This window comes from Candidatus Defluviilinea gracilis (assembly GCA_016716235.1).
Classification (GTDB): domain Bacteria; phylum Chloroflexota; class Anaerolineae; order Anaerolineales; family Villigracilaceae; genus Defluviilinea; species Defluviilinea gracilis.
On record JADJWS010000001.1, the window covers coordinates 2,110,254 to 2,125,035 of the forward strand.

The following is a 14,782-nucleotide window of genomic DNA, read 5'->3' on the forward strand; positions in this document are numbered from 1 at the left end:
TGGGCATAAGCGATTAATTGCCATCGAGTTTCTTCTTCAACTTCGATGGATACAGTTTCTTCATCTCCTCAACGAATTTTTCACCTTCTACGATGGATTTGTCAACTTCTTCTTTGTGGTCGTGATAGTAGGCGAGCGCGGCATAAACATCTGCAAGGCTCAGATTATAGTCTTCGGCAATTTTTTCTACACTGTAGCCCATTTCGTTATGCCAAATGACCACATTCTGCACCGAGATGCGATGACCCGCAATACGCGGCTTTCCGCCCATGACGCCAGGCGTGATTTCTATATGTTCATCAAGAGTTTTGAGTACCATTCGGGACTCCTTTTTATGCTTACTTAATTATAAACGTCATCACCATAAACAGTAGATATACCAACCCGCCCGCCGCGGCGATCAAGTTGGCTGTCCCATCGAACGACGGATTAATCCCTCGCAGGAAGAAATTCACCGCCAACAGGAGCCACGTCAGCGCGTGACCCCAGCGGATAATGAAATATCGAAAGCCCGGCGCGGCTGGAATCTTTGTATGCGGTCCTACGAAAACCCACACGATTGCCAAAATCATGGCAAGCCCTGCCCACAGAAACCACGGCTGGTTGAGAAAGCCTCGGATCATTGAATGCTCGTAAAACTGATCAGTTTTCCCGTTCTCAGATCTAATTCGCAGGCGTGACCGTGTACCGTGTAGGCGGAAAATGTCTCGCCGTCTTCATTCAGTTTGACGCGCGAAAAGCACGTATTTCCTTCTGGGGTTTCGGCTTTCCAGAGGATCTTTCCGTTTGGGGCAACCAGATACATGTTGGATTCGCCGTGCGGGTACCCGCTCGAACTTTCGAGCACCAGGAAGCCCATCGTCAACTGGATGGTCTTGTCGATCTTTGTATAAAGAGGTTGAATATCCATTTTAGCTGTTGCGCCGATTACCAGCGCTTCATGAAAGTTCAGGCGACAGTTCGATTTGCCAAACAAAGCGTGTTGCCTGCCTTGACGCAGTGTAACCGCGTCCATGACCTATTTTCGTGATTTACCGATTATACCTTGTGGCTTTAGCGCCTAACGCCGATTTTCATTGTTAGACCCTGACAGAAATATGATTGGAACACAGGCATTTCTTGTTCTTGAAAATTTCGGAAGTCATTTTTCCCCATGATATACTTGCGCGAAATGTAAGACAATTTCATATCGCCGAGGAGGAAGGACAGATGACAGACACAATTCCGCAGGTCAAATCCACGAAGCGCGAGCGGGTGGCGTGGTACTTGTACGATTTCGGAAATTCCGCGTACGCTTCGGTTGTACTTCTGGCAGTCTATTCCGCGTACTTCAAGAACCAGGTGGTGGGCGGCGCGGAAGGTTCGCGCTTGTGGGGCTTGAGCATCTCGGTCGCGATGATCATCGTTGCCATTGCCGCGCCGATCATGGGGGCAATCGCCGATTATTCGGGCGCGAAGAAAAAATTCCTGTTCTTTTTCACGGCGCTCTCGGTTGTGTTCACCGCTTTATTATTCTTCACCCAAAAAGGGACGATTGCGATCGCGATCCTCTTTTTCCTTTTATCGGAACTGGGCTATCGCGCCGCGCAAGTTTTCTACGACGCGCTCCTGCCTGAGATCGCCGCCCCCGAAGAGACGGGTCGCATCGCTGGGACGGGCTGGGCGATTGGCTCGGCGGGCGGTATCGTCATCCTACTCCTCATCCTCCCGCCGATTCTGATGACCGACAGCGACCTGCTCGTGGTGCGCGGCACGCTGGTTGTCACCGCGATCTTTTTCGCGCTGGCTTCCATCCCCATCTTCCGCTGGTTGAAGGAACGCGCCCAGCCGCAGGCTTTGCCCGCAGGCGAGAACTATATCAGCATCGCGTTCAAGCAACTGAGCGGGACCATCAAAGCCGCGCGCGGTTTCAAAGAGTTCCTCAAGTTCATGCTCGCCTATTTGATTTATAACGAAGGCGTGATCATCGCGCTCGATTTCGCCGCGATCCTCGGCGCGGTGTTGTTCGGTCTGGAACAGACGGGCTTGATCATCTTCTTCATCGTCGTGCAGGCGACCAACGTGGTCGGCGCGTTGCTCTTTGGAAACCTGCAAGATAAACTGGGCGGCAAAAAAGCGTTGACGCTTTCGATCTTTCTGATGGCGGCTTGTATCGGCGCGATGTACTTCGCCCAAAACCAGACGCACTTCTTCATCATCGGCGCGTTCATCGGTGCGGCAATGGCGGGCGTGCAATCGGTCAGCCGCGCGATGGTCGCCACGTTCAGCCCGCAGGGAAAGAGCGGCGAATTTTTCGGCTTCTTCGCGCTGACGGGGCGCACCTCTTCGTTCATCGGTCCCGCCATCTTCGGCTGGCTCGCGGCGGAGTTGACCATCTGGTATCAGTCGCAGGGGCAGGCGGCGTTGGTGGCTGAACAATCGGGTCACAGGCTCGCGCTTCTTTCGATTGCCGTGTTCCTCTTCGCTGGCTGGGCGCTGATGTTGCGCGTCAACGAAACGAAAGCCCGCGAAATGGCGACGTTATCTACAAACTCGGCGGAGTAATGCCAATTCATAATTGGACGCGGATAAACGCGGAAGAACGCGGATATTAGAAAAATCTCCGCGTAAATCTGCGCTCGTCAGCGTCCAATGAATTAACATGACCCTAAAAACCATCATCATCACTGGCGCCGCCAGCGGAATCGGCAGGCATTGGGCGGAAGCCCTCTCGAAAAAAATCGGCGAGTATCAATTGGTACTCGCCGATTCAAATATGGATGGACTGCGTTCTGTGTTCGCGCCCAATGAACAAATGATTTTGTGCGCGCTCGATATTCGCTCAGCCGAACAATGGCAGGCGCTCATCGAAGAGACGTTGAAGCGCTTCGGGCGCGTGGATTATCTGTTCAACATCGCGGGGGCGAATCGTCCGCTGTTTTTGCGCGACCAGCCGCTCGACGCGATAGACCGCGTGATTGACATCAACCTCAAGGGCGCGTTGATCGGGATGAAACTCGTCGGCGAGATCATGCTCAAACAGAAGGCGGGGCACATCATCAATGTCGCTTCACTGGCGGGAGTCTCGCCCACGCCTGGCAACGCGCTCTACTCGGCGGCGAAGGGCGGCTTGCGAAACGCTTCGATTGCAACGGCGATTGAATGGAGGCGGATGGGAGTCGCGGTGACGGTCATCTCGCCCGATCTGGTGGATACGCCCGTGCTGACGGAACGCCTCGAGTCGGCGGGGGAGGAGGCCGCGCTTGCGTTTAGCGGCGCCACGCTGACAGTGTTCGACCTGGAGCGCGCCTTCTGGAAAGCCATGCGCGATAAGCCGCTTGAACTCAACCTCCCGCGCTGGCGCGGCTGGCTGACGAAGTTGAATCATGCCAACCCGTCGCTCATGCTCTGGCTGTACGAATCCATGAAGCGGCGCGGCATGAAGCGCTTGGAAAAGATGCGAAATGAGCGAAACCGCGCGTAATCGGCGTTCTCTAACGCCGATGGTATATCAGTGCGCGTTAGAGAACGCGCGCTACGCATATATTTGAATATGAAAACGACTCGTTATCAAAAAATCTTCATCACGGGCGCGTTGGGCTTTGTCGGGCGCGCGCTGGCGGAACAGTATCGCGCATTGGGCGCAGAGACTTGCGGACTGGACATCCGCGCCGATGCCGCTTTGAACATCGTCGCGGGCGACGTATCGAAGCCAGAACGTTGGCAATCCGCGCTGACTGACTGCGACCTTGTCATCCACACCGCCGCGATTGTGAGCAACAATGTGGCGCGGGAAGAAGCGTGGCGGGTGAATGTGTTGGGGACGCGGCGCGTGTTGGAGGCGGCGATCCGCGCGGGAGCGAAACGCTTCGTCCATGTTTCATCGCTCGCCGCCATGCGTTTCAATATCGAGGATCGCGCCGACGAGTCCGCACCGATCATGCCGACGGGCAACCCGTATGTGGATACGAAGATCGCCAGCGAACACGTCGTCCTGGCGGCGCACGCGAAAGGCGCGATGACTTGTACGATCATCCGCCCCGCCGATATTTACGGACCTGGCTCGCGCCCGTGGACGGTGATCCCCGTGCAGATGATTCAAAAGGGATTGTTCCTCCTGCCCGCGCATGGACAGGGAATCTTCCGCGCCATTTACATTGACGATTTGGTGAACGGCATCATGCTTGCGGCGGAAAGGGACGAAGGCATGGGTCAAATTTTCATCCTCGGCGGCGAAGAGACCATCACTTGCGAAACTTTCTTCGGGCATTATTATCGCATGTTGGGGAAGGGCAGTCCGCGTGTGATGAGTACCTCGTCCGCGATTGCCATTGCCGAGATTGGGCGTATCATCTTCAAATTGCTCGGCAAACCCACCGAACTCGGGCGCGGCGCGATGGAAATGCTCTCGAAGAAAAACACCGTCTCGAATCAAAAAGCGCATGACCTGCTCGGCTGGCAGGCGCAAGTGAGTTTGGAAGAAGGGATGAAGCGGACGGAAGTTTGGTTGCGGGAACAGGGAATCAAAAGGGACGCAGACGAGCGCGGATGAACGCGGAGAAAGAGAAAAGAAAGAATCCGCGTAGTCAGCGTTTATCCGCGTCCAACAAAAAGGTATCATTGGTCAAATGGGACGCGGACGAGCGCAGATGAACTCGGAAGAAGAAAAAGAAAAATTCCGCGTATTCAGCGTTTATCTGCGTCCGATAAATCACCTTGTTGAATTTCATAAGGCTCGATCATGAAAGGATGAACATGGTAACTCAAATTGATCTTAAGCACAGGGATATCACAGATAAGATACTGCACGCGTTTTTCAAAGTGGTTTACCCACAATTGGGCTATGGATTCCTTGAAAAAGTTTACGAAAATGCGATGGTGATTGCCCTAACTGCAATGGGATTGAAGGTTCAACAACAGGTGAAAATTTCTGTATATTTTCAAGAGCAGATTGTTGGCGAATATTTTGCAGACCTGCTTGTTGAGGATGTTGTGATTGTGGAGTTGAAAGCGGCAAGCCGTCTTTTGTTGGAGCATGAAGCTCAACTTTTGAATTACCTGCGAGCTACGCCTTATGAAGTGGGTCTCTTGCTCAACTTCGGTCCAAAACCCACATTTGCCCGAAAAGCGTATGATAATGAGCGCAAGACTCCAACGTGGAAATAATCAATAGGACGCGGACGAGCAGGATGAACGCGGAAGAAAAAGAAAAAAACTCCGCACGCTTCGCAGTCAGCGTTTATCCGCGTCCAATTAAAAAGGAAGCAATTATCAAATGAGACGCGGACGAGCAAGATGAACGCGGAAGAAAAAGAAAAAACTCCGCACGCTTCGCAGTCAGCGTTTATCCGCGTCCAATTAAAAAGGAAGCAATTATCAAGTGGGACGCGGGCGAGCAGGATGAACGCGGAGAAAGAGAAAAGAAAAAAAACTCCGCACGCTTCGCAATCAGCGTTTATCCGCGTCCAATTAAAAAGGAGACAACATGACTGAAATAACCGTTGGAGAACTGTTGGCAAAGTGTTTGCAAGCCGAGGGCATCGAGATGATGTTCGGCATCATTGACGGGGCGCACATCCCGTTCACGGCTCACGCCGCGCGCTATGGCATCCGTCACATCAACTGCCGACACGAAGAAGGCGCGGTGCATTTGGCGGAGGGCTACACGCGCACGAACGGCAAGGCGAGCGTGGTCATCGGCTCGCCAGGACCTGGCGCGGCGAATATGCTGGCGGGCGTTTCCAGCGCGTTTGCGGAGGGACATCCCATCCTTGCGATTGCCTGCACGCGCAGGCGCCTCACCACCGACCCTGAGCGGGGCGGCGCGTGGCAGGCGACCGACCTCGTCGAGATGGCGAAACCGATCGCCAAATATAGCGCGTTGGTCCGTCAGCCTGAGCGACTGCCTGAGATGGTGCGCGCCGCTTTCCGCGCCGCGCTCACGGGCAGACCTGGTCCCGCCTTCCTCGCCATCCCCGATGAATTGATGAGCGTGAAAATTGACGCCGAGAAAGTCCCTGTGTATCCGTCTGCGCGCTATCGCAAAGTGGATATGGGCGCGGGCGATCCAGAGTGGATCGAGCAGGCGGCTGAGTTGCTGGCGAATTCCAAGAAGCCGTATCTGCACGCGGGCAAGGGCGTGTTGTGGGCGGAGGCTTCCGCTGAATTTTTGGAGTTGGGCAATTATCTCGCGGCGGGCATGGGTTCGAGCATGGGCGCGCGCGGCGCGATCCCCGAAGACCACCCGCATTATTTTTTCCTCTTCGATATGCAAGCCACGTCGCTGGCGCGCAATGAAGCGGATGTGATCCTCGTGGTCGGTTCGCGGCTGGGCGAGTATGACGGTTGGGGTTCGCCTCCAGCGTGGGGAATGCCCGAGAAACAGAAAACAATTCAAATTGATTCCGATCCGCTTTCCATCGGGTTGAATCGCCCTGTGGATGTGGGCATCGTCGCCGACGCGAAATCGGCGCTGAAGGCGATCCTCTCCAAAGTGAAGGCGAAGACCGCCGCCCGTAGTGACATGCCCGACCTGGCGCGGTATCGCGCGTTGACGCAGGAGACGATGACGAACGGCATCCAATTTTTGATGGCGCAACCCGCGCGCGGACTCAACCCTGGGCAGATGGTGTTCAATGCGCGCAGTTTTTTCCCGCGCAATGCGGTGACGGTGTTGGACGGCGGCAATACCACGTTGTGGGGCGTGGCGTTCAATCAGATTTATGAGCCGCGCAGTTTTTTGTATTCGGTGAAGATGGGCTTTCTCGGCACGGGCATCCCGTTTGCGATTGGCGCGAAACTTGCCGCGCCCGAACGCCCCGTCTATTGCATCACGGGCGACGGCGCGGCGGGCTTCAACATCATGGAGATGGAAACCGCCGTCCGCGAGAACGCGCCGATCATCGTGCTGGTGGCGGTGGACGACGGCTGGGGCATGGAGCGCTCGGCGCACAACTTCGGCGGCATTCCAACGGAGCAACAACAGGGCGTAAATCTTTCAGGCGAGACGCGCTATGATTTGATCGCGCAAGGGCTGGGATGCTACGCCGAAAAAGTGGATGCGGTGGGGGATTTGCCCGCCGCTCTCCAACGGGCGGTTGATTCGGGCAAACCAGCCTTGCTCCACGTGACGGTTGATCCCGCCATCAACGCCGACCCGCCAGGCTATAAGCAGTTCAGGTATGTGCGGACGTTGTAGAACTGGTGAGCGGACTCTGTCACGGATTCACGGAATGAAAGCGGACTATGGTAAACGGACTCTGTCACGGATTCACGGAATGAAAAAGCGGAGGTTGGGCGATTGCCCAATCTCCGCTTTTTTTATCAACCTGAAACCCTTCGACAAGCTCAGGGCGACGCCTGAAACTTGAAACTTGAAACTTGAAACCTGAAACCTACTTCACTTCCACCAATATCGCGCGGACGATCATGCGGAAGAGATAGCTATCTGACGAAGCGTTGTAGTCCTGACAGGTGATCAGCGTCAGATAGGAATGATCTTGCAGAGACTTGAACGCGTAACTCGTCGAGGTGGGGCGCGCGAGGCGCGTGTCGCGCACTTCATAGATATATTGCTGACCGAGCAGATGCACGATGACTTTGTCGCCGTAGGTCAGGCTTTTGATGGCGGCGAAGGGACCAGGCAAGCCGTTCGTGTCGGTGACGTGCGCCGTCAGGACGGAGTTGCCGTTCCAGGTGGGGAAGGCGGTGCCGTTCAGCCAGCCCGCATTCGCGCCGAGCCAGTCCACGTTCCAGGTTTTATCGCTGGCTTGCGGCACGCCGACGATGACCGACTTGATCTTGAGCGCGGGGATCTCGAGCCAGAGATCGCCCATGGCGCGGTATGCCAGTTCGGCGGGCTGGACGGGGAGCGTGGTGATACGGTTCGGGGCGAAGCCTGTGGAAGGCAGGGAAGAAGCGTTCGCAGTTGAGGCGGTTGTGACCACGAAGTTGAAGATGTAATCGGAGAGTCCGTTGTTGAGTTCGTTGAGCGAAGGATCCACGATGGAGGTGGTGCCGCAGACGAACAGGCGATAGACACCGACGGGCAGAGCGCCGCTGAGCGTGACGTTGGAAGTGAACGTGACGGCGTTATACGTCACGCCGATGACGGCGACTTGCGTATCGTCGGCGAGCAAGCCGCCCGCGCACGAGGCGGTGTTGAAGGCGTTGTCCGCGCCGTTTTCGACGAGCAGGTAGTTGACGGGGTTGGTGACATCGTTGGGGTTGGAATTGCCCGCGTAATCTGCCACGTTTTCGCTGAAGGTGACGGTGAAGGCGCTGGGTCCTGTGGTGATATAAGAAGCGACCAGGCTGGTGGTGATGACGGTTGGGAAAGTAGCATCGGACGAGTATTCATACGCGCCGATATCGCAAGTCACATTTCGTGGGCGTAATACGCCGCGCTGATCGTCGGCGGGACAGCCCGCGTTTGTGCCTGCGTCAATGGCGGGCGAGCCTGTTTGCAGAGCGAAGGTTTGCGTGAAGCCGCCGTTGTTCGCCAGCGCGCCGAGCATGGGGTCGCCGCTGAGGGCTGGGGAGCAGGTGTTATCTTCGATCAGATTGTTCGCGTTCGTGCCGAGTACGGAACTGTTGAGGCAGTCCACAGCAGTCACACCGCTGGAATTGGCGATGAGGGTGTTGGTCAGGTGGAGCGTGCCGCTCTCGTTCCAGACGGCGGCTTGTGAAGTGCTGGCATTGCCCGAGATGGTGACGTTGATCAAAGTCGCTATGCTGGCGTTGCCATTTCTCAGGGCTCCGCCGCCAGCGCTGGTGGCGGAGTTGCCCGCGAGCGTGCTGTTCGTTACGCTCAAGGGTCCGCGGTTGGAAATCCCGCCGCCGCTGTCAGCCGTATTGCCGCTGATCGTGCTGGCGGTGAGGGTCGCAGTTCCATAGTTGGAAATCCCGCCACCGTTGCCCATGTTAGCCGTATTTCCGCTGATCGTGCTGGCGCTGATCGTCGCAGTTCCATAGTTGGAAATCCCGCCGCCGCCGCCGTCAGCCGTATTTCCGCTGATCGTGCTGGCGGTGATGGTGATCGTCGCAGTTCCCCAGTTGTAAATCCCGCCGCCGCCTATGTCAGCCGTATTGCCGCTGATCGTGCTGGCGGTGAGGGTCGCAGTTCCCCGGTTGTAAATCCCGCCGCCGCCGCCGTCAGCCGTATTTCCGCTGATCGTGCTGGCGGTGATGGTGATCGTCGCAGTTCCCCAGTTGTAAATCCCGCCGCCGCCGCCGTCAGCCGTATTTCCGCTGATCGTGCTGGCGGTGATGGTGATCGTCGCAGTTCCCCAGTTGTAAATCCCGCCGCCGCCGTTGTCAGCCGTATTTCCGCTGATCGTGCTGGCGCTGATCGTCGCAGTTCCAGAGTTGTAAATCCCGCCGCCGTCGCTATCCTTTCCATTCCGAATGGTTACGCCGTCGAGCGTCAGGTTGCCTGTGCCAGCCACTTCCAGAACGCGGTAGGTGGCGGTGTTGGGCGCGACATTCGCCTCAATAATGGTGTTCGCCGCGCCGTTGCCGTTGATGGTGATATTGGTGGCGATGGCGGGCAGTTGACTGCCGAGCGTGATGATGTAGTTCGCGGCGAAGGTGATCGCGTCCGCGCCGGAGCCTGCGGCACAATCCGTCGAGCCGGATTGATCGTTCGCGTTGGCGTTGGTGATGGCTTCGCGCAGAGTGCAGGCGCCGTCGTTGGCGACGGTGTCTGCGGCGCTGTTCACCACGATGCTGGCGGCATAAGCGGGTTGTATCCCCAGCGCGGCAGTCAACAAACTGGCGCAAAGAAATGCGTAGAATAATTTTTTGAAAGCGTGCATGAAAAGCCCTCCCGACGATTCTGTGTTACTCGGCAATATGTGCGCCATTGTAGCAGGGAGGCGGGGGAATGGGAATGACAAAATCGTAAATGAACTGGTAAGCGGACTTTGTCACGGATTCACGGAATGAAAAAGCGGAGGTTGGGCGATTGCCCAATCTCCGCTTTTATTTGAAACTTGAAACCCTTCGACAAGCTCAGGGCGACGCCTGAAACTTGAAACTTGAAACTTGAAACTTGAAACTTGAAACCTGAAACCCTTCGACATGCTCAGGGCGACGCCTGAAACCTGAAACCCTTCGACAAGCTCAGGGCGACGCCTGAAACTTGAAACCCTCAACCAACACCGCGCGGACGATCATGCGGAAGAGATCCATTAAACAAAATAGCCCAATGCGTTTTCGATTTCGCATCGGGCTAGGGAATGTGGGTGTCGCCGATCATGGTCTTTTTTCGACACCCATGTTGCTCAACTCGTCTGAATTGCTGTTCGAGACGAGCAGGTCTGCGGCGGCAAGAGCCGCGAACAAGAGCAAACAGATTGCGACTGCGGCGATAAACATGGCTACTCCTTTCTCTGATGACTGATTAAACATCTTTTTATTTTGAAAGTTCCATCCCCTAACGGTACTGTAATGGAGTCGCTTTTCAAACGCGCAAAGAACATTGACTTGACGTTGAGCGCTAAAAGTATGTTCCAAAATTCATACGATTCCAACTGGTCGAAGTTTTGAATAGGCGTTACGCAGTTGGCGGGCAGTTGTACCGCCGCCGCAGTGCAACTACGGCGCAACAAATTCAACTGCGTAAGTCCTGTTGAATCATGGAGGTCTGTCAGTGCGCTCCCGCGTTGACAAAACCCGCCTTTGAGATAAAATTCAAGCCGCACGTAAGCCGAAGTGGCGGAACTGGCAGACGCGCCACGTTCAGGGCGTGGTGAGAGCAATCTCTTGAGGGTTCAAATCCCTCCTTCGGCATTGTAGCAGGTTGAAATCCGCTGAGAGGCGGGTTTTTTGTTACCCCTCCCGCCCTGCGGGCACCCTCCCCAAATTCCGACGAACTTCAGTCGGAATTTGGGGAGGGTTGGGGTGGGGCAGTGGTATAATCAGAGAAAAATCAGGCAGACCTTTCATTAGTTAAGACGCGAAGTCGCAGAAATTCGTCCTTCGTGTCTTTTTTATGCCGAAATCCCTTCCTATGAGATAAACATGGCAGAAGAAACCACCCAATCTGGAAACATCGAACACGTAGATATAGACGCCCAGATGCGCTCGGCGTACCTCGATTACGCCATGAGCGTGATCGTGGCGCGCGCGCTTCCCGACGCCCGCGACGGGCTGAAACCCGTCCACCGGCGTATTTTGTACGCCATGCAGGAACTGGGAATCCGCTCGAACACCTCCTATAAAAAGTCCGCTCGTATCGTGGGCGAGGTGCTGGGTAAATTCCATCCGCACGGCGACTCGGCGGTCTACGAAACCATGGCTCGCATGGCGCAGGATTTCTCCATGCGCTACCTACTCGTGGATGGGCAGGGCAACTTCGGCTCCATTGACGGCGACGCGCCCGCGGCGATGCGTTACACTGAAGCCCGCCTGCAAAAATTGGCGGAAGAAATGCTGGCGGACCTCGATAAAGACACGGTGGATTTCGGTCCCAACTTCGACGATTCTCTCGAAGAGCCGCTTGTTCTGCCCGCGCGGGTTCCGAACATGCTCCTCAACGGGACCTCGGGCATCGCGGTCGGCATGGCGACCAATATCCCGCCGCACAACCTGCGCGAACTGGTGGATGCCATCAACTATCTGATCGATAACCACGACAGGATGGACGACATTCCCGTCGAAGATTTAATGAAGTTCGTGCAAGGACCCGACTTCCCAACAGGCGGTATCATCGTCGGACGCGAGGGGATCGAATCGACGTATGGGACCGGTAAGGGGCGTATCGTTGTCCGCGGTATGGCACACATCGAAGAGGGGAAGGGCGGCAGGCACGAGATCATCATCACGGAAATTCCATATCAAGTCAACAAGACGACATTGATCGAACGCATCGCCGAACTCGTGCGCGACGACAAAATTGACCAAATCTCCGACCTGCGCGACGAATCCGATCAACGCGGCATGAGCATCGTCATCGAATTGAAGCGCGGCGCCCAACCCAAGAAGGTGCTGAACCAACTTTACAAATACACCTCACTGCAAACAACCTTCGGCGCGCAAGTGTTAGCCCTTGTGGATGGCGAGCCGCGCACGCTTCCGCTCAAACGCGCGTTGCAAATTTTTATCGAGCATCGGCAGGTGGTCATCGTCCGCCGCACGAACTTTGACCTGGCGAAAGCGCGCGCGCGGCAACACATCCTCGACGGGTACTTGATCGCGCTGAACAATTTGGATGCGGTCATCAAGACCATCCGCGAATCGGAAGATGCCGACGTTGCCAAGCAAAACCTGATGAAGCGCTTCAAGTTAAGCGACCTGCAATCGCAGGCGATCCTCGATATGCAGTTGCGCCGCCTCGCCGCGCTCGAACGCTGGAAGATCGAAGAGGAGCATAAACAAGTCGCCGAGCAGATCGCCTACCTCGAAGATTTGCTTGCCCACCCGAAAAAGATCCTCGCGCTCATCCAAACAGATTTGAACGAACTCGCCGAAAAATACGGCGACGATCGCCGCACGCGCATCGCGGCAGAAGCCAAAGAATCCCTCAGCGAAGCCGATCTTGTGCAAGATGAAGCCGTGCTGATCAGCCTCACCGAACGCGGCTACATCAAGCGCGTGGCGGCATCGGCGTTCCGTTCGCAGAGTCGCGGCGGACGCGGCGTGAAAGGCTTTGAGACGAAAGAAGAAGATGAAGTTGTCGCGCTCATCCCCGCGCGCAGTCTCGACACGATGTTGTTCTTCTCCGACAAAGGGAAAGTGTACAGCGAGAAGGTCTATCAAATCCCCGACGCGGATCGAACCGCAAAAGGCATTCCGCTGGTCAACGTGCTGGCGTTGAACGGCGATGAGCGTATCACCGCCGCCATCGCCGTCTCGGATTTTTCGGCGCATGGCTTTTGCATCCTGGCGACGGCGCGCGGCAAAACCAAACGCGTTGTCATGGAAGAATTCGCGTCGGTCCGACCTTCCGGCTTGATCGCCCTCAATTTAGAAGACGGCGACCACCTCGGCTGGGCGCGCGTCACCAGCGGCAAGGACGATCTCATCTTCGTCACTGAAAATGGACAGGCGCTTCGCTACAACGAATCCAAGATCCGCTCGATGGGGAGGCAAGCCGCGGGCGTGACGGCAATCAAACTCAAGAAAGATGACGCGGTCACCAGTATGGATGTGGTCGAGAAAGATGGTTCGCTTTTAGTTGTCACCAGCGGCGGGTTTGGCAAGCAGACTCCCTTGAAAGAATATTCATCCAAGGGACGCGCCACCGGCGGCATCGCCACGATCGACAATAAAGCATTGAAGGAGATCGGCAAGATCGTCTCGGCGCGCGTCGTTCAACAAGACGACGATCTCACGATCATGACCGCCAACGGGCAGACGATCCGCATCAAGAACAAAACGGTGAAGACAGCCGGACGCGCCACCAAAGGCGTGCATCTCATCAAGCCGCAAGAGGGAGATTATGTGGCGTCGGTGGCGCGCATCTCTGCCGAGGATATGAAAAAGGCGGGCGCGGCAATGATGGAAGAGGAAAAGCCTGACCCTCAACAGCCGTTGATGTAAGAGCATGTTTCATAACTCTTTCTTTGCCACGCATCGTCCCGATGTCCTTCGGGAGAGCGCGCAGAGAACGCTGAAAAAACTCTTTCAAAGTCTCTGCGAACTCGGTGTTCCCTGAGACTGAGGCTCTTTTTTCCATGCCTCTAAGAAACGCGCTTTAAGAGGAACGAACGAATAAAAAATCCCGGGAGATCATCCCGGGATTTTTGTATAAACTCTTACAGGCTACAACACAGCCATCTTGCCGAGGAGCAACATCGCCAGTGTGCCCAACAGGCAAACGATGAAGAATAGCATCATGGAAAGAAAAAAACGCTGGGCGCCATTCATTCCCAGGAATCGCGACCCGCGCTTGCGGGGGCTGGCGCGGCAATCGAATCCATGGGCTTGGATGCCGGTTCTCTATACAGATCGTTGGTTTCCTCCTCGTAGAACGGGGAGTCGGATGCTGATTCGCGTAAATTATCGAACATGGTTACCTGTTATGAATAAGTATACCCGTGAACGGGCGCAGGCTCACATCGCCAAATTGTACTGTCACGGATTTGTTATTGTCATCGCGCACTCGCAGACTGCCATCGGAAAGAATCCCTTCGAGGCGCCCGACCACGGATTTACCGGCGCCCATTTCCACACGCACCTGCTTGCCTCGAAAGGCGAGCGCCGTTCCCCATTGATTCATCAAATCATCCGAGCCTAATTCGGGACGCAGGGATACGAAAGCGGCAAGAATATCGCGCAAAACTTCTTCGCGCTCCACTTCGCGCTCCAACGCGTTTTCGAGACTGGTACCGGGAAAGCGCAACACATCGGTATCGGGAACCGCCCGTTTGAGAACATTCAACCCGATGCCGATCACCACGCATTGTATATCGTCCCCAGCCCACACCAGTTCGATCAACACACCCGCAATCTTGCGGTTGTTCAACAAAATATCATTGGGCCATTTGATCTGGGGATTCAAACCAAAGTTTTGAAGCGGTTTGCAAATGGAGAGGGCGGCTAACCCGACAAACCTTGAAAGAAAGGGTCTTTCAGCGGCCGTTGGGCGCAGAATTAAGCTGAATGCGAGAGCCGTGCCAGCAGGCGTGAACCACGGACGGTCCATCCTGCCGCGTCCCATCGTTTGTTCGTCTGAGATCACAACGGAAAAGTCTGGCGCGCCTTTGTTTGCCCACGCCAGCGCCTCATCGTTCGTCGAACCGATGGAACTGAAATACTTGATTTCCCCGAGCCCCATAGTTGAAAGAAGAGAGTGAAGCGA

Annotated in this window: 12 protein-coding genes and 1 tRNA gene; 7 read left to right on the top strand and 6 right to left on the bottom strand. The window is 55.7% G+C overall.

What is annotated here, in order from left to right:
• Positions 1–13 precede the first annotated feature (13 nt).
• Genes IPM31_09940 through IPM31_09950 form a run of 3 tightly spaced genes read right to left on the bottom strand, consistent with a single transcriptional unit; the run spans position 14 to position 1,015 of the window.
• Positions 14–319, bottom strand: a complete 306-nt coding sequence (locus IPM31_09940; GenBank protein ID MBK9007299.1) for a DUF433 domain-containing protein — start codon at positions 317–319, stop codon at positions 14–16.
• Between the two features lie 19 nt (positions 320–338).
• Positions 339–623, bottom strand: a complete 285-nt coding sequence (locus IPM31_09945) for a hypothetical protein (protein ID MBK9007300.1) — start codon at positions 621–623, stop codon at positions 339–341.
• Positions 620–1,015: a hypothetical protein gene (locus IPM31_09950; GenBank protein ID MBK9007301.1), complete on the bottom strand. Its 396-nt coding sequence runs from the start codon at positions 1,013–1,015 to the stop codon at positions 620–622. The genes IPM31_09945 and IPM31_09950 overlap by 4 nt, the downstream gene beginning before the upstream one ends.
• Positions 1,016–1,209: 194 nt before the next feature.
• Here IPM31_09950 and IPM31_09955 point away from each other — a divergent pair, with 194 nt between their 5' ends.
• The 5 genes from IPM31_09955 to IPM31_09975 all read left to right on the top strand — a co-directional run bounded on the left by IPM31_09955 (position 1,210) and on the right by IPM31_09975 (position 7,177).
• A complete protein-coding gene (locus IPM31_09955) occupies positions 1,210–2,544 on the top strand; it encodes an MFS transporter (GenBank protein ID MBK9007302.1) in 1,335 nt (444 codons plus the stop codon).
• 97 nt (positions 2,545–2,641) lie between these two features.
• The gene (locus tag IPM31_09960; GenBank protein ID MBK9007303.1) at positions 2,642–3,463 is read left to right on the top strand and encodes an SDR family oxidoreductase; all 822 of its coding nucleotides are present in this window, start codon (positions 2,642–2,644) and stop codon (positions 3,461–3,463) included.
• A gap of 69 nt (positions 3,464–3,532) precedes the next feature.
• Positions 3,533–4,531, top strand: a complete 999-nt coding sequence (locus tag IPM31_09965; protein MBK9007304.1) for an NAD-dependent epimerase/dehydratase family protein — start codon at positions 3,533–3,535, stop codon at positions 4,529–4,531.
• Positions 4,532–4,734: 203 nt separating this feature from the next.
• A complete protein-coding gene (locus IPM31_09970) occupies positions 4,735–5,145 on the top strand; it encodes a GxxExxY protein (protein MBK9007305.1) in 411 nt (136 codons plus the stop codon).
• 319 nt (positions 5,146–5,464) lie between these two features.
• Entirely contained in the window at positions 5,465–7,177 is a 1,713-nt protein-coding gene (locus IPM31_09975) for a thiamine pyrophosphate-binding protein (protein MBK9007306.1), read from the top strand.
• Between the two features lie 196 nt (positions 7,178–7,373).
• Here IPM31_09975 and IPM31_09980 read toward each other — a convergent pair whose 3' ends face one another.
• The gene (locus IPM31_09980) at positions 7,374–9,794 is read right to left on the bottom strand and encodes a sortase (GenBank protein MBK9007307.1); all 2,421 of its coding nucleotides are present in this window, start codon (positions 9,792–9,794) and stop codon (positions 7,374–7,376) included.
• Between the two features lie 892 nt (positions 9,795–10,686).
• On the opposite strand from IPM31_09980, the gene IPM31_09985 reads away from it, so the two are divergent.
• Together IPM31_09985 and gyrA are read left to right on the top strand one after the other, a co-directional pair.
• Positions 10,687–10,770, top strand: a tRNA-Leu gene (locus IPM31_09985).
• A 231-nt stretch (positions 10,771–11,001) separates the two neighbouring features.
• Positions 11,002–13,521 carry a DNA gyrase subunit A gene (gene gyrA, locus IPM31_09990; protein ID MBK9007308.1) on the top strand — a complete coding sequence of 840 codons (2,520 nt, stop codon included), beginning with the start codon at positions 11,002–11,004 and terminating at the stop codon, positions 13,519–13,521.
• 323 nt (positions 13,522–13,844) lie between these two features.
• Here the strand turns inward: gyrA and IPM31_09995 are convergent, their stop codons facing one another.
• Positions 13,845–13,991 (bottom strand): hypothetical protein, encoded by a 147-nt coding sequence (locus IPM31_09995; protein MBK9007309.1) that lies wholly within the window; start codon positions 13,989–13,991, stop codon positions 13,845–13,847.
• Between the two features lie 2 nt (positions 13,992–13,993).
• Positions 13,994–14,758 carry a biotin--[acetyl-CoA-carboxylase] ligase gene (locus IPM31_10000; GenBank protein ID MBK9007310.1) on the bottom strand — a complete coding sequence of 255 codons (765 nt, stop codon included), beginning with the start codon at positions 14,756–14,758 and terminating at the stop codon, positions 13,994–13,996.
• Between the last annotated feature and the right edge of the window lie 24 nt (positions 14,759–14,782).

Bases quoted from the DNA above. Each gene is read 5' to 3' on its own strand.
- IPM31_10000 (MBK9007310.1), bottom strand. From the start codon at position 14,758: ATGGGGCTCGGGGAAATCAAGTATTTCAGTTCCATCGGTTCGACGAAC.
- IPM31_09970 (MBK9007305.1), top strand. From the start codon at position 4,735: ATGGTAACTCAAATTGATCTTAAGCACAGGGATATCACAGATAAGATA.
- IPM31_09960 (MBK9007303.1), top strand. From the start codon at position 2,642: ATGACCCTAAAAACCATCATCATCACTGGCGCCGCCAGCGGAATCGGC.
- IPM31_09995 (MBK9007309.1), bottom strand. From the start codon at position 13,991: ATGTTCGATAATTTACGCGAATCAGCATCCGACTCCCCGTTCTACGAG.
- IPM31_09980 (MBK9007307.1), bottom strand. From the start codon at position 9,794: ATGCACGCTTTCAAAAAATTATTCTACGCATTTCTTTGCGCCAGTTTG.
- gyrA (MBK9007308.1), top strand. From the start codon at position 11,002: ATGGCAGAAGAAACCACCCAATCTGGAAACATCGAACACGTAGATATA.
- IPM31_09975 (MBK9007306.1), top strand. From the start codon at position 5,465: ATGACTGAAATAACCGTTGGAGAACTGTTGGCAAAGTGTTTGCAAGCC.
- IPM31_09965 (MBK9007304.1), top strand. From the start codon at position 3,533: ATGAAAACGACTCGTTATCAAAAAATCTTCATCACGGGCGCGTTGGGC.
- IPM31_09945 (MBK9007300.1), bottom strand. From the start codon at position 623: ATGATCCGAGGCTTTCTCAACCAGCCGTGGTTTCTGTGGGCAGGGCTT.
- IPM31_09955 (MBK9007302.1), top strand. From the start codon at position 1,210: ATGACAGACACAATTCCGCAGGTCAAATCCACGAAGCGCGAGCGGGTG.
- IPM31_09950 (MBK9007301.1), bottom strand. From the start codon at position 1,015: ATGGACGCGGTTACACTGCGTCAAGGCAGGCAACACGCTTTGTTTGGC.
- IPM31_09940 (MBK9007299.1), bottom strand. From the start codon at position 319: ATGGTACTCAAAACTCTTGATGAACATATAGAAATCACGCCTGGCGTC.